The 13,862-nt window shown below is 71.8% G+C and carries 12 protein-coding genes; 6 read left to right on the plus strand and 6 right to left on the minus strand.

Going from position 1 to position 13,862, the window contains the following annotated elements; all coding sequences use genetic code 11:
- Positions 1-48: 48 nt before the first annotated feature.
- Entirely contained in the window at positions 49-1,620 is a 1,572-nt protein-coding gene (locus ACFP2T_RS00710) for a DUF1349 domain-containing protein (RefSeq protein WP_377416153.1), read from the plus strand.
- Positions 1,621-1,707: 87 nt separating this feature from the next.
- On the opposite strand, the gene ACFP2T_RS00715 is transcribed toward ACFP2T_RS00710, so the two are convergent.
- Positions 1,708-2,409 (minus strand): NAD(P)-dependent oxidoreductase, encoded by a 702-nt coding sequence (locus ACFP2T_RS00715; protein WP_377416155.1) that lies wholly within the window; start codon positions 2,407-2,409, stop codon positions 1,708-1,710.
- A 60-nt stretch (positions 2,410-2,469) separates the two neighbouring features.
- Here ACFP2T_RS00715 and ACFP2T_RS00720 point away from each other — a divergent pair, with 60 nt between their 5' ends.
- A complete protein-coding gene (locus ACFP2T_RS00720; protein WP_377416157.1) occupies positions 2,470-2,886 on the plus strand; it encodes a winged helix-turn-helix transcriptional regulator in 417 nt (138 codons plus the stop codon).
- On the opposite strand, the gene ACFP2T_RS00725 is transcribed toward ACFP2T_RS00720, so the two are convergent.
- Positions 2,846-3,613 (minus strand): hypothetical protein, encoded by a 768-nt coding sequence (locus ACFP2T_RS00725; protein ID WP_377416159.1) that lies wholly within the window; start codon positions 3,611-3,613, stop codon positions 2,846-2,848. The genes ACFP2T_RS00720 and ACFP2T_RS00725 overlap by 41 nt on opposite strands.
- 287 nt (positions 3,614-3,900) lie before the next feature.
- Here ACFP2T_RS00725 and ACFP2T_RS00730 point away from each other — a divergent pair, with 287 nt between their 5' ends.
- The 4 genes from ACFP2T_RS00730 to rocD all read left to right on the plus strand — a co-directional run bounded on the left by ACFP2T_RS00730 (position 3,901) and on the right by rocD (position 8,111).
- Positions 3,901-4,626 carry a cellulose binding domain-containing protein gene (locus ACFP2T_RS00730; protein ID WP_377416161.1) on the plus strand — a complete coding sequence of 242 codons (726 nt, stop codon included), beginning with the start codon at positions 3,901-3,903 and terminating at the stop codon, positions 4,624-4,626.
- 280 nt (positions 4,627-4,906) lie between these two features.
- Positions 4,907-5,632 carry a UbiA prenyltransferase family protein gene (locus ACFP2T_RS00735; protein ID WP_377416163.1) on the plus strand — a complete coding sequence of 242 codons (726 nt, stop codon included), beginning with the start codon at positions 4,907-4,909 and terminating at the stop codon, positions 5,630-5,632.
- A gap of 407 nt (positions 5,633-6,039) precedes the next feature.
- Entirely contained in the window at positions 6,040-6,900 is an 861-nt protein-coding gene (gene ddaH, locus ACFP2T_RS00740; protein ID WP_377416165.1) for a dimethylargininase, read from the plus strand.
- Positions 6,900-8,111 carry an ornithine--oxo-acid transaminase gene (gene rocD / locus ACFP2T_RS00745; RefSeq protein WP_377417804.1) on the plus strand — a complete coding sequence of 404 codons (1,212 nt, stop codon included), beginning with the start codon at positions 6,900-6,902 and terminating at the stop codon, positions 8,109-8,111. Before ddaH ends, rocD begins: the two co-directional genes overlap by 1 nt.
- 62 nt (positions 8,112-8,173) lie before the next feature.
- Here the strand turns inward: rocD and ACFP2T_RS00750 are convergent, their stop codons facing one another.
- The 4 genes from ACFP2T_RS00750 to ACFP2T_RS00765 all read right to left on the minus strand — a co-directional run.
- Positions 8,174-9,325, minus strand: a complete 1,152-nt coding sequence (locus tag ACFP2T_RS00750; protein ID WP_377416167.1) for an FHA domain-containing protein — start codon at positions 9,323-9,325, stop codon at positions 8,174-8,176.
- Positions 9,322-9,615, minus strand: a complete 294-nt coding sequence (locus ACFP2T_RS00755) for a 4a-hydroxytetrahydrobiopterin dehydratase (protein WP_377416169.1) — start codon at positions 9,613-9,615, stop codon at positions 9,322-9,324. Before ACFP2T_RS00755 ends, ACFP2T_RS00750 begins: the two co-directional genes overlap by 4 nt.
- Before the next feature lie 425 nt (positions 9,616-10,040).
- Positions 10,041-11,075, minus strand: coding sequence for a fatty acid desaturase family protein (locus ACFP2T_RS00760; RefSeq protein WP_377416171.1), 1,035 nt, complete (start codon positions 11,073-11,075; stop codon positions 10,041-10,043).
- 149 nt (positions 11,076-11,224) lie between these two features.
- Positions 11,225-13,862, minus strand: a 2,638-nt coding sequence (locus ACFP2T_RS00765) for an SCO7613 C-terminal domain-containing membrane protein (protein WP_377416173.1), incomplete at its 5' end; no start/stop codon positions are given.

Consider the following 13,862-nt stretch of genomic DNA (forward strand, 5'->3'; position numbering starts at 1 on the left):
CAGCGGCAGTTCCGGCGGTGTTACCCCCGGATCCGTAGAACCGGACCCATGCCAGCAACCCACGAACCTCCCGCCGAACCCCTGACCGCACTGGTCCGCCAGGAATGGACCGCGTTCCGCAGCCGTGGCCGACTGATCGCGCTGACGGCCGCGACGCTGGCCACCATCCTGCTCGGCCTGCTCGTCGGGGTCGTCAACCGCAGCACGTGCAGCGAGGGTACGGTCGAGGTCCCCTGCGCCAACGATCCCGTGGGTCCGGCGGGGCAGGCGGTCAGCGACCAGTTCTACTTCGCGCACCAGCCGCTGGGGGAGAACGGCAGCATCACCGCCCGGATGACCTCCATGACGGGGACCATCACCTATCCGCCGCCCGCCCATGACGAGATCGTTCCTGGTCTCGTCCCGTGGGCGAAGGCCGGCATCATCGTCAAGGACGGCACCCGGCAGGGTTCCTCCTACGCGGCGCTGATGGTCACCGGCAGCCACGGCGTACGCATGCAGTACGACTACGTCCACGACACGGCCGGCCGTCCGGGGGGCGTCTCGGCCTCCTCACCGCGCTGGCTCCGCCTGACCCGTGCCGGTGACACCATCACCGGCGAGGAGTCGACCGACGGCGCGCACTGGACGACGGTCGGGACCGCGCGGCTTCCCGGGCTTCCGCGTACGGCGCTGGTGGGCCTGTTCGCCACGTCGCCGGGAGATCTGACGTTGCGTCCCACGGGCCTCGGCGGGAGCATCGTCGAGTCGCGTTTCACACAGGCCAGCGCCGTCTTCGACAACATCGCCCTGGCGGGCGACGGATCCGGGACCGGGAGCCGTTGGAGCCACGGCAGCGTCGGGGAGATGGGCCACACGGACTGGGAGCGTTATCACCGGCCACCCGGCCTCGTCGAGTCGAACGGCACCGCCACCGTCACCGGCTCCGGTGACATCGCACCGCTCGACATGGTGGGTCGGCACACCGTGGAGGACACCCTCGTCGGCCTGGTCATCGGCCTGATGATGGTGATCGTGCTGGCGGTACGGTTCGGGTCGGGCGGGTACCGGCCAGGTCCGACGGGTGCCGGGCTGCTCGGCGGCCGTGTGCTGGCGGCGAAGGCGGTCGTGGTCGGTGCGGTCACCTTCCTCGCCGGCCTGGTCGCCGCGGGGGTCGTGTTGCCGTTCGGCACGGCGGTCCTGCGCGCCAACGGCAACGCGGTGCTCGCGGTACCCGCCCTCACCCAGGTACGGGTCGTCGTCGGGGTCGCCGCGCTGCTCGCCGTCGCCGCCGTCCTCGCGCTCGCCCTCGGCGTCCTGTTCCGGCGTACCTGGGTGGCGATCCTGGTCGCGATCTCGGCGGTCGTCCTCCCCTACATCCTGGGGGCCCTGCCGATCCTGCCCGACGGCGTCTCCGAGTGGCTGTTGCGTCTCACTCCCGCCGCCGGCTTCGCCGTGCAGCAGACCGTCCGCGAGTATCCGCAGGTGCTCTCCCACTATGCACCGTCGGCGGGCTACTTTCCGCTGCCGTGGTGGGCCGGGCTCGCCGTACTGTGCGGCTATGCCGCCGTCGCGCTCGGGCTGGGGATGACCCGGCCACGCCGAACCGTCGCACCGCGATCCCAGGCGGAGTGGAGGTAGCGACCTGGTACCCGGTCGGTAGGGCAGGCGTGGCGCCTGCCCCACAGACCCGGGGACGCTGCCCCACGTGCCCCGGGGCACGCCGCCTCACGTGCCCCGGGGGACGACGGCGACGCGGGCGCCGCGGACCGTCGGGTTCATGAGTTCGGCGGCGACGGCCTCGGCGTAGCGGGCGTGCGACAGTTGTGCCGTCGCCTGCTCCCGGGTGACGGGTTCCGTCGTCAACTGATACTCCTGCCCGGTCGCCGGTTCCTGCTGAATTCCGAATCCGGCCGGCGGAGTCAGGATGGCCCAGTCGAGCGTCGTGGTACGTAGCGCGGACAGTTCCCGCACGTGTGCTTCGGCGAACGGTTTGAGCCGGGCCGGAAACAGCGTCGGATCGTCCATCACGAGGTTGCCCGAGTCGAGCCTCAACGCGGCCGTCAGACCGACTGCGATGAGGCGTCGATGCGGTCCGTCCCAGCTGGCATCGATCGCGGTCACGATCTTGGCGTAGTAGTCGAGGTCGAAATTGTCGAACGACTCCGGCGGAGCCGTGAACGGCGTCACGGCCAGCACGACGGCTTCGACGGTACGAAGTACCGACGCCAGTTGCTCGGGATGTTGGGCGTCCCCCCGGACGTTGCGCAGCTCCGGGTGCGGCGGTAGCTCGTGCCGGGCCGGATCGCGGAGCACGGCGGCGACCTGACGGTCCTGGTGAAGCAGGGCAGCGGTCACCGCACGGCCGACGCGGCCGGCGGCACCGAGGACAGCGACGCGCTGTCGGCTGTTGTCGGAAGTGACGGGCATGGGCGGGACAGTAGGTGAGGAAGGCCCGGTAACCGCAACGTAACCACGTACGCTGAGTTGGTGATCAGGGCCGATGCGCCGCTACCGGGATTTGATCCGGCCTGCCCGATGAGCACCTTTCCGATCCAGGTCGGCGGCAAGTGGACCGCGATGATCGTGTTGTGCCTCGAGAATGGCCCGCGACGCTTCGGGGTCCTGCGGCACCATCTCCGTCCGATCAGCGCGAAAGTCCTCGCGGAGACCCTGTCCGCAATGGAGCGCGACGGGCTGGTGAGTCGTTGCCCGCTCGTGGGCGCCGACGACGGCGGCGTCGAGTACAGGCTGACGTCCCTCGGCCGGACGCTGCTCGACGTGATCGAGCACATGCGGGCCTGGGCACGGGACAACATCGGCGAGCTGGCGCGCGCACGGGACTCTTTCGACGCGCACCCGCGGACTACGGACGAGCCCCGCCACCGCCCGGCTGGATCCGGCTGATCAGATCGTGCATCGGCTTGGTGCCGCTGCCGACCATGATTCCGGTGACGATGCCGTCGATCCAGACCGGCAGGCCCTTCCACTCGGGGCCGGCGATCGCGTGCAGCAGATAGAACCCGCCGGCCGTGGAGGCGAGCGTCGCGACCGCGACCGCGATCCCCCAGGCCACGATGGTGCGGTTGCCCCGGCCCCGGTCCGCCCGCTCACGGAGCCCGGCCAGCGCCGCCTGCTCCGTCGCGGTCGCCTCGCGGGACAGGTTCACCAGTTCGGTCTCGGCGCGCTGCACGGCGGCCTCGACACGGCGCCCCGGCAGCCAGCGGGAGAACGGTTCCAGGATCCGTTCGATCGCGGCGGCGAAGACGATCAGGATGCCGAAGACGGCGACGGTGTCGGGCGGACGGATGACCTCCCCACCACCGCCGCTGCTCCAGAGCGCCCACGAGCCCACCCCGGCACCGCCGATCAGGATGAATGCGGTCAGCACCGCCCCGAAGCTGGCCGGGGCGCCGCCGGTCCGGCTCGCCGGCTCGGCGCCCGGCGCGGAAGTGGGTCCACTGCCGGCCGCGGCCGGCGCCGCCTGGCCGAAACGCCCGGCTCCGGTACCCGGCACCGTGCTGTCCACATCGGAGAAGGCGGCCGGGGCGGGGGCCGCCGCGACACGCCCCACCGTCGCCCCGACGAACTGGCCCGCCTGCCCTACGAAGGAAGTGCCCCGTTCCACCGCCATGGCTTCCTCCTGAGTTGACGCTCATCCTGAGTCGGCGCTCATCCTGAGTCGGCGCTCATCCTGAGTTGACGCTCGTCCGAACTGCCGAGCGGAAAGGCTACGCCTCGGCGGTGACGGAGGGACGACCGGGTGTTCGGCGTTCAACCGAATCGACAGCGAACTTCCGATCGACTCCGATACATGGGAAGCTGTCGATGCTTTGCGGGCAGGTCACGCGTGTCGCGCCGCCGAAGGGCTCCGGCGGTGACGCCGCCGCGCCCACCATTCTTGCCATGCGAAGGAGACCAATGAACGCCATCCCCGTACGCCGCCGGTCCACATTGACCTGTGCGCTGACCCTGGCCGCCGTGGCGGTACTCGTACCCGCCAAGCCGGCGCAGGCCGCGGTCGGCTGCGAGGTCACCTACACCACGTCGAGCTGGAGCACCGGCTTCGTCGGCAACGCGCAGATCAGGAACCTCGGCGACACCTGGATCGCCCCCACCGTCCAGTTGACCCTCACCGGCAACCAGCAGATCACCAGCGGCTGGGGCTACGACCTCAGCCAGAGCGGCACCCAGGTGATCGGTCACGGCTTCGAATGGACCCGCCCGATCCCGACCGGCGAGACGCTCTCGTTCGGCTTCAGCGGCACCTACACCGGAGTCAACACGCCGCCGACCGACTGGCGGGTCAACGGGGTGCCCTGCGTACTCGCCGGTCAGCCTCCGGCGGTCGTCGCCGAGCCGACCTCGCTGTCGATACCCGAAGGGCTCAGCGGTTCGTTCACCGTACGGTTGAGCCACCCGCCGGCCGAGGCGACCTCTCTCCGGATGACAACCCGGGGCACCGGCCTCTGGGCCAGCCCGCCGGTGCTGCTGACCTTCAACTCGACGAACTGGAGCACTCCGCAGTCGTTCGGCGTGTACAGCGTCCAGGACCCGGACACGGTCGACGACGTCGCGGTCTTCACGCTCGCCTATCCGGGCTACGTCTCCGACACGGTCACCATCACCCAGGTCGACGACGACTAGGTTCCGGCGACACGCGACACGCGACACGCGACACGGGTGGGCGGTGACGCGCCCGGCGCCCGGACCTGCCCCCCGGCGCCGACGTCCCGCGCATCCCTTCGGATCCGACATCGTTGCGGACCTGCCGCACGCGTCGATGCGGACCTGCCACCCGTGTTCGTTGCGGACCGTGCCACCCTGTGCCGCCGAGGTGTGACGGAACGGGCATCGGGGTACACCGATCGAAGTTGCTGCGTAGGCGCCAGAGACAGGGCTCCGCGCACTTATCAGGAGGTGTGTTGTGGTCAGGATTCCTTCACTTTCGCGCCACTCGGAGCCGGCGCCGACGCCGACCCGGGACGAGAACCGCGACGGTCGGATCGACGCCCGGGACGAGACGCCGACGACCGGTGACACCACGCCGAAGGCCGGCGACACCCGGGTCGCCGACGCCGGGTCCACGCGTACCGAGCCCCGTACCGAACCCGTCCGGGCCGACCACGAGGATGTCGCGAAGACGCCGACGCACCGCGCCCGGAGCGCGGTGGCCGAACCGGACACCACCACCCGACCGGCCCCTCCGGGTACCTCGGAGACCGATCGCAGGTCCGGAACCGACCACCGGCCCGAGGCCGAGCGCGGGCTGGGCGAGCGCACGCCGAGCACCGAGGAGCGGCCGGAGGTCGTGGTGCCCGCCGGACCCCGGCCCCGGGCCAGCATGCTCGCCACGCTCAGTTTGATCGTCGGCGTGGCCGGCGCCGCGTTCGTGCTCACCGGCGTCCTCGCCGGGTACGGCATCGCGCTGGGCGGCCTCGCCGTGCTGCTGGCGATCGGGGGCATCTCCGCGACCGCTCGGCGGCACGTGGCCGGCAAGTCCGACGCCCTGATCGGGTTGGTCCTCGGCCTCGGCGCCATCGTGGTCGGCGTGATCGCGATGACCGGGCAGTTCGGCTGGCCCACCACCGACGGCGACACCGTCGTGCAGTTCCGCGAGTGGCTTGATTCACAGTTTGTCGACCGGTTCTGACCGGGTAGTTAGTCCCGCGGAGCGGTGGTGCACCGCTCTGGCCCCGCCAGCCGGTGGTGGTTCACCACCTGAGCGCACGTTTTTTCGGGGGCGGCGATATCGCCGCCCCCGAAGTGCTGTCCGGCCTCGTTGCCCGACCTGTTAGTAGGGGGCCCTTCTTCTACAAAAAGCGATAACAAGGGGCCCTTCCTTTCACCCGGACGCAACGGATCGCCGGGGCGGATGGGGAGAGACGCAACGATCGGCGGGGGTAAGCAACTTCCAGCGGTGGATTCGGTCGAGTGGCGGCACATAGCGTTGGGTTCAGCGCCAGCCCGTGGGCCGGAATGGCCCACCAGTGGGCCGGAGGGGCCCACCAGTGGGCCGGAGGAAGGCCGGGCGCGCCCGATCCGCTGGGAGCAAGGACCATGACGTTGGAGTCGACGACCGTACTCGACGGGCCCGGGACGGCCCGCCCGGCAGTTCACCGGCGCTATCTGATGTGCCGACCGACGTACTTCGCCGTCGAGTACGCGATCAATCCGTGGATGGACCCGGGCGCCCCGGTCGACCCGGCACTCGCGGTCCGGCAGTGGGAGACGCTGCGGCGGACCTACCTGGATCTCGGTCACACGGTGGAGGAGATCGAGCCGCTTCCCGGGCTGCCCGACATGGTGTTCGCGGCGAACGGCGCGACGGTGATCGACGGCAGCGCCCTCGCGGTGCAGTTCCGCGACCCGGAGCGGGCCGACGAGGCGCCCGCCTACGCCGGCTGGCTCGACCGGGCCGGCTTCGAGGTGTACGACGCCAAGCACGTCAACGAGGGCGAGGGCGACATCCTGCCGGTCGGTGACCTGCTGCTGGCCGGCACCGGCTTCCGGACCAGTCACGCCGCGCACGCCCACCTCCAGGAGGTCTTCGGCCGCCCGGTGATCACGCTGCAACTGGTCGACCCGCGCTTCTACCACCTGGACACCGCGCTCTGCGTGCTGGACGACGCGACCGTGGCGTACCTGCCGGAGGCGTTCTCCCCCGGTAGCCAGGCGACGCTGCGCCGGCTCTTCCCGGACGCGGTCCTGGCCACCGCCGCCGACGCCGAGGTGCTCGGGCTGAACGCGGTGAGCGACGGACGGCACGTCGTACTTCCCGCCCAGGCCACCGGGCTGTCGGCCGCACTGCGCGACCGGGGATACGACACAATTGGCGTTGATTTGTCCGAGCTGCGTAAGGCCGGCGGCGGACCGAAGTGCTGCACCCTGGTGCTGCGGGAACGAGAGGCGAGCAAGTGATCGTGGACGACACCCTGCGCACCCCCGCTGCGGTACGCGAGGCGGAACGCTGGACCGCGCACAACTACCACCCGCTGCCGGTGGTGATCTCCTCGGCCGAGGGCGCCTGGGTGACCGACGTCGACGGGCGGCGTTACCTGGACTGCCTGGCCGGCTACTCGGCACTGAACTTCGGGCACCGGCATCCGACGCTGATCGCCGCCGCGCACGCCCAGCTCGACCGGCTCACCCTGACCAGCCGCGCCTTCGTCCACGACCAGTTCGCCGACTTCTGCCGCGAGTTGGCCCAGCTCTGCGGCAAGGACCTGGTGCTGCCGATGAACACCGGCGCCGAGGCGGTGGAGACCGCCATCAAGGTGTCCCGGAAGTGGGGCTACCGGGTCAAGGGCGTACCGGCGGGGCGGGCCACGATCGTGGTGGCGGACGGCAACTTCCACGGCCGTACCACCACCATCGTCAGCTTCTCCACCGATCCGGACGCCCGGGACGACTTCGGGCCGTACACCCCGGGGTTCCGGATCGTCCCGTACGGCGACCTGGCGGCCCTGGCCGAAGCGGTCGACGAGACGACGGTGGCCGTACTGCTGGAGCCGATCCAGGGTGAGCAGGGCGTCGTCGTGCCGCCACCGGGTTACCTGCCCGGGGTACGCCGGCTCTGCACCGAACGGAACGTGCTCTTCGTCGCCGACGAGATCCAGTCCGGGCTCGGCCGGACCGGCGAGACCTTCGCCTGCGACCACGAGGGCGTGAAGCCCGACATGTACGTCCTCGGCAAGGCGCTCGGCGGCGGTATCGTCCCGGTCTCGGCGGTCGCGGCCGACGCCGACATCCTCGGCGTACTCCGTCCCGGCGAGCACGGCTCGACCTTCGGTGGCAACCCGTTGGCCTGCGCGGTGGCCACCGAGGTGGTCCGGCTGCTGGCCACCGGCGAGTTCCAGCGCCGGTCGGCGGAGCTGGGAGCGCGGTTGCACGGCGCGCTGCGCGGTCTGATCGGGGATGGTCTGGTCGCCGTCCGGGGGCGAGGGCTGTGGGCCGGCATCGACATCGACCCGGCGCTGATGACCGGGCGGCAGGCCTGCGAGCGGCTCGCCGAGCGCGGGGTGCTGGCCAAGGACACGCACGGGTCGACGATCCGGCTGGCACCGCCGCTCGTCGTAGAGGCCGACGAACTGGACCACGCCGTCGAGCAGCTCGCCGCGGTGCTGCACTGAATCCGCACTGAATCGGGCGCGGCGCCGCGTCGATCCGGACGCGGCGCCGCATCCATCTCCGGTCAGGCGCGGTCGACCACCCGCATCGCCATGGTCGGGGCCTCGGCCATCACCGACGTCGGGTTGGTCATGCCGCCCGAGTTCCAGGTGCTGGACCGGCCCACCTGCACCCCGGGGTACAACTCCACGATGTCGCCGCTGCGCATCACCCGGGACTGCTGGCGGGCCAGCGGGACCCGCTCGGCCTCGTCCATGTTCCCGCCGGGGCGTACGCCGGAACCGTTCGTGCTCACGTCCTGCGCGACCAGGTCGCCGCCGCGCAGCTCGAACCGTACGTGGCTGCGGCTGATCCACCGTCGTGCCTCGTCGTTGAGCCACTGGCCGAGCCGGACCCCGCCGGACTCGTCCGGCGCCCGGCCGACCACCACCGGCTGTTCGGCGGTGACCACGAACCGGCGCCGGACCATGCCGCCGATCCGCACCGACAACACCTCGCTGGTGGGCCGGGGACCGGCGTCGGTGAGCCGCTGCTCGTGCCGGGGACACATGGGCATTCCGGTACGCAGCGTCGGCGGCGGCTGCCCGCTCGGCTTCCGGTCGATCTCGGCGAGGTCGGCGAACGCGCCACCGCCACCACCACCGCCGAACAGCACGCAGCCGGGCTCCTTGCACCGCCACGTCCGGGCGAGCAGCTTGCGCCCACTCGGCGACGGCCCGGTGGACATCGGCCCGTTGCCCTTCACCCGGGCCATCAGGACCGGACCGCCCGCGCCCGGTAGCGGGGCGAGCAGCCGACCCGGTTGACCGGTCACCCATGGGAAACGCCCGGCCTGGCCGTCGAAGCGGCCTCGGCTGAGCACCGGCAGGCCCAGCAGGTCGGCGACCTCCAGCATCCGGTCGCCCGGATTGTTCAGCACCTCGACCAGGCCGTCGTCGGCCCATCGACGGACCACCATGCGCTCGTTCGAGGTCAGGTCGGCGTCGCTGAGCAGCGCGCGGTGCACCACCGCGTACACCGGGACGTTGTCCTCCTCGAGCTGCCTGCCGAGCGCGTCGATGACCATGCCCAACCGCATCGTGCTGGCCGGCCGGCCACCGTCCAGGTCCTGGAACCGGACCACCTCGGCCAGGTCGAGGACCGCCCGGACCAACGAGGGATCTGTACTGACCCGGCCCTCGATCGCGTCGAGGACCTTACTTATCTCAAATCTCACGCCGCTCCCCGGACGATCTCGTCGATCCGCCGCGCCAACTCGATGTCGCGTCGGGTAACTCCACCCACGGAATGGGTGGCGCACCGGAAGGTCACCGTGCGCCACCGGATGTCGATGTCGGGATGGTGGTCGAGCTCTTCGGCGACCACCGCGACCCGGTCCACCGCGTCGATCACGTCACGGAATCCGGGCAACTCGACGGTACGGCCGATGCCGGCCGGGTCACCGGTCCAGCCGTCCAGCCCGTCCAGCCCGGCCCGCACCGCCTCCGCGTCCAGCACCTCTGCCATGGCCAGACCTTACCGCCGAGGCCGCGATGGTGGTGACCAACCGCTCGGACGCCTCGGACGTACCTGTCGGACGACGTCGGACCGGGACGGTATTTACCAGGTACTCGGTGGCGTGCCGTCGCGACTCTGTCGCGGGTCCGGTCACGGCAGGCAACCGCCGTGGCCCTGTTCGGGGAGGAAAGAACCAGATGGAGACTCGACGGCTGGCAGCCGCCAGCGTGGCTCTGCTCGCCACGCTGAGCGTCGGCGTGGCGGGCCGCAACATCCAGGCCGGTACCGGCGGCGACTCCGCCGACGGAGGGCGCCGAGATGCCGGATTCCCTGCTCGGCATCATGGACGCCTGATCCGTACCCGAAAATGCGGCGGTGCCGATCGCCACGTTCGCGATCGGCACCCGGTGTCCCGCCCTGTCGGTGGTGCGGCGCTACTTCGCGGCCCGCAGCGGCGCACCGACGAAGTGCAGGTGCCGCAACGCCTGGCGGTACGAGTCGAACAGGCTCGTCTCCTCGTACGGAATGCCCTGCTCGGCGCAGTACGCCCGGACGATCGGCTGGGCCTTGCGCAGGTTGACCCGCGGCATGCTCGGGAACAGGTGGTGCTCGATCTGGTAGTTGAGGGCGCCCAACGCGAAGTCGACCAGCACCCCGCCCCGGACGTTGCGCGAGGTCAGCACCTGCTTGCGGAGGAAGTCCAGCTCGTCTTCGGCGGTCGGCATCGGCATGCCCTTGTGGTTGGGCGCGAACGCGCATCCCATGTACAGGCCCCACAGCCCCTGGTGGATGGCCATGAAGACCAGCGCGCGTACCGGCGACAGCACGGTGAACAGCACGCCCAGGTAGCCGATCGTGTGCACCACCAGCAGCAGCGCCTCGACCCGCCGGTGCCGCATCGGCGTTCCGTCGAAGATCGCCCGGATGCTCGCCACGTGCAGGTTCAGGCCCTCCAGCAGCAGAAGCGGGAAGAACAGGTACGCCTGCCGGCGTGCCATCCACCGGCCGAACCCGCGGGTCTCCAGCGCCTGTTCGTGGGTCCAGACCAGGGCCCCCGCGCCGACGTCCGGATCGTCGTCCTCGTGGTTCGGGTTGGCGTGGTGCCGGTTGTGCTTGTCGATCCACCAGCCGTTGCTCAGCCCGATCGCCAGGTTGCCGGCCAGCAGTCCGGCCACCTCACTCGCCCGGCGGTTCCGGAACATCTGCCGGTGCCCGGCGTCGTGTCCGAGGAAGGCGACCTGGGTGGTGCCGACGGCCAGGAAGACGGCGACCAGGGTCTGCCACCACGAGTCCCCGACTAGGGCGAAGGCCACCCAACCGGCGACGAAGAGCCCGACCGTCAACGCGATCCGAACCACGTACCAACCGGTGCGGCGGTCCAGCAGCCCAGCCTGGCTGATCTGGCGAGATAACTGTGAGTAGTCACTTCCTCGCCGAATGGCAGGCTCCGCCGTCGCCGTGACCGCCATATTTCAGCTCCCAACGTCGCTTTTCGCCACGCCGGTTTGGCGAGCGCTCATCTCAAGTCTCCGGAGGACGCTCGCACTCCGTAACCCCGGAAGCCCCCGTATCCGGGGTAGGGTAAGCCCCACCACACCACGGTCCGAGACCGGGGTGGTCAACTCATCCGGCCGACCGCCGACCGCAACCGGCGAAGGTCCCGGCGGCGCCGCTCGTAGGTCATCGCGAGACCGATCAGCACGAAACCACCCACGGCCAGGAAGATCCACCGGGGCAGCCGGTCCCAGACGTCGACCATCTCCCGCAGTGCCAGCGCCGCCAGTACGCCGCCGCCGAGCAGCACCGGAGCCTGACGTCGCCACTGCGCACCGGCCAGCACCGCCAGCAGCGCGCCACCTCCGAGCAGCAGCCGCCGCCACGGCTGGTCCCCGGCCACGAGGACCGAGACCAGGCTCGGCAGCAGTGCGGCACCCAGCCCCGGCCCGTACGCCAGCCAACTGCTCCGGTCCGGCCAGGCCCGTAGGGCGAGCCAACCGGCCAGCAGCCCGAGTACCGCCGCCGGCAGCGTGTACGCCTCGACCAGCGCCACCCGCGCCGCCGAGAGCAGCAGCCAGGTCGCGACCAGTTCGGCGCCACCGGCCGCCGCCGCATGGGCCCAGCGACGCGCCGCCGACTCCGCCGGCCGCAGCGCCCGCAGCCCGAGGGCCACACCCCAGAGCGTGCAGACCGCCGCCGCGTGCCGGACCTCGCCGATCGTCAGCACCAGTGCCAGCACCGCGACAACGTGGCTGGCCACCTCGACCGCAACCCCCTCGGCCCGGCGGGCCGAACCCGTGCCCGGGGCCGCCACCGTCACCGCCACATCGTCAGCCGGGGCCGCCGAGGTCGCCGAGGTCGCCCTGCCCGTCAGCACCACTCCGCCGGCCAGGGCCAGGGCGGCCACGCCGAGCACCACCAGCGCGGCAACCCTCGGCGGCAGGTCGGCGGCGAACGGGCCCGCGACGGCCAGCGTCGCACCGGCGAGGACGGCGGTCAGCCAGCCCGCCACCCGGGCCGCCCCGGACCGGCCGGCGGCTCCGGCGGTCAACCCGACCGCGACGACCAGGGCCAGCCCGGCGAGCGTGCTGCCCTCCGTCGGCAGGAGCCCGGCCAGGCCCGCACCTGCGAAGGCCACCCCCAGCGGTACGACGACCCGCGCCGGCCGGACGACGCGCCAACCGAGCGCCACCGCGAGCAGCGCGGCCAACCCGCTCAGCAGACTCACTGCCTGGACGGTCGGCCAACGGGCACCGGCGACGGCCAGCCCGACCAGTGCCGTGGTCACGGCGAGCGGCACCGCGACCAGCAACGCGGGCCGGACGGCGGCACGCCAGGCCCAGCCGACCATCGCCGCCGTCCCGGTCAGCAGCAACAGGGTCAGCGCGACCTGCCCGTCCGGGCGCCACTCGTCGGGCCACAGCCCGATCCCGTGCGGCTGCCCCGACCAGATCCGGCCCAGCCAGCCGTACGGCCCGGCGAGCAGCACCACGACGGCCGGCACGACCACGACGCCGACCCGCCCCAGCAGGACCACGCTGGACACCAGCGGCGGTACGGAGAACGCGCCACCGGCCGGCGACACCGACCGACCCCGGTTCACCGCCAGCACCGCGACGGTGAGCAGCAGCGCCCCGGCGGCGTACATCCCCGGTGGTTCGCCGACCTCGGGCAGGGCCGGCGACAGGCCGACCGGCAGTGCGACGACCGACAACGCCGCACCGGCGTACGGCAGGTAGTGCGGGACTCCTCGGCGGACCGCGACCGTCGCGGCGCAGAGCAGCACGGCGCTGGCCAGCGCGGCACGGGCCTGCCACCAGGGCGGTACGTCGGCGGCGAACAGCCCGAGCGTGACGGCGGCCGGCGTGCCGAGCACCGCGAGCGCGACTCCCGCTCCGCCGAGCATCCGCCGATGGTCCGGTACCGAACCGGCGGGCCGGAGCGCGACCAGCGCGATCGCCACCCCGATCAGCACGAGGCCGCCGAGGACGGCGGCGGCGCCGGCCGGTCGGGCCAGTCCGACCAGCAGCGCGTGCCCGGCGAGGAACAGCGCGGCACCGGCCATCGGCAGCATGCTCCGGCTGCTCCGGCCCGGCCACACGGCGGAGAGCGCGAACGCGGCGACCATCGCCAGGTCCACGGCGGAAACCGACCACCAGGGCAGCGGCACCGCCGCCGGCAGCGCCAGCACGGTGAACACGGCACCGGTCAGAACGACCGACAGCCAGGCACGCCGAGGCACCAGGAGAAGCAGGGCCAGCACGGTCAACGGCAGCGCCACCGGAAGCTGCCAGTCGAACGGTCCGGCCACGGCCGTCGGGTCCGCCTGCCAGACCGGCAGCGAACGCAGTACCACGGCCCCCGCCACCACCAGGGTCATCACCCCGGTCAGCACGGCCATGGCCGAGACGACGACCAGCCCACCGACGCGCGGGCCGATCCGTACCCCGACCGGCAACAGCCGCGCGGTGCCGGCGACCAGACCGGCGACGCCGACGGCCACCACGGCGGCGGAACAGAGCGTCGGCCACGGCGATTCGAACACCGCGCGGACCAGCGTGATCGCGAGCACCACCACGAACACCCCGCCGGCCGTCGCGCCGAATCCGACATGCCGGGTGAGCAGCGCCGCCGCGATCGGCAACAGGGCGGTCACCAGGAGCGGGCCACCGGCGAGCACGTCGGTCGGACCCTCCATCGTGACCAGTGCCAGCAGCCCGCACATCGCGGACGCCAGCAGGGCGAAGGCGTACCCGGCC

Origin of the sequence: Plantactinospora solaniradicis, assembly GCF_042658085.1 — a bacterium.
Classification (GTDB): domain Bacteria; phylum Actinomycetota; class Actinomycetes; order Mycobacteriales; family Micromonosporaceae; genus Plantactinospora; species Plantactinospora solaniradicis.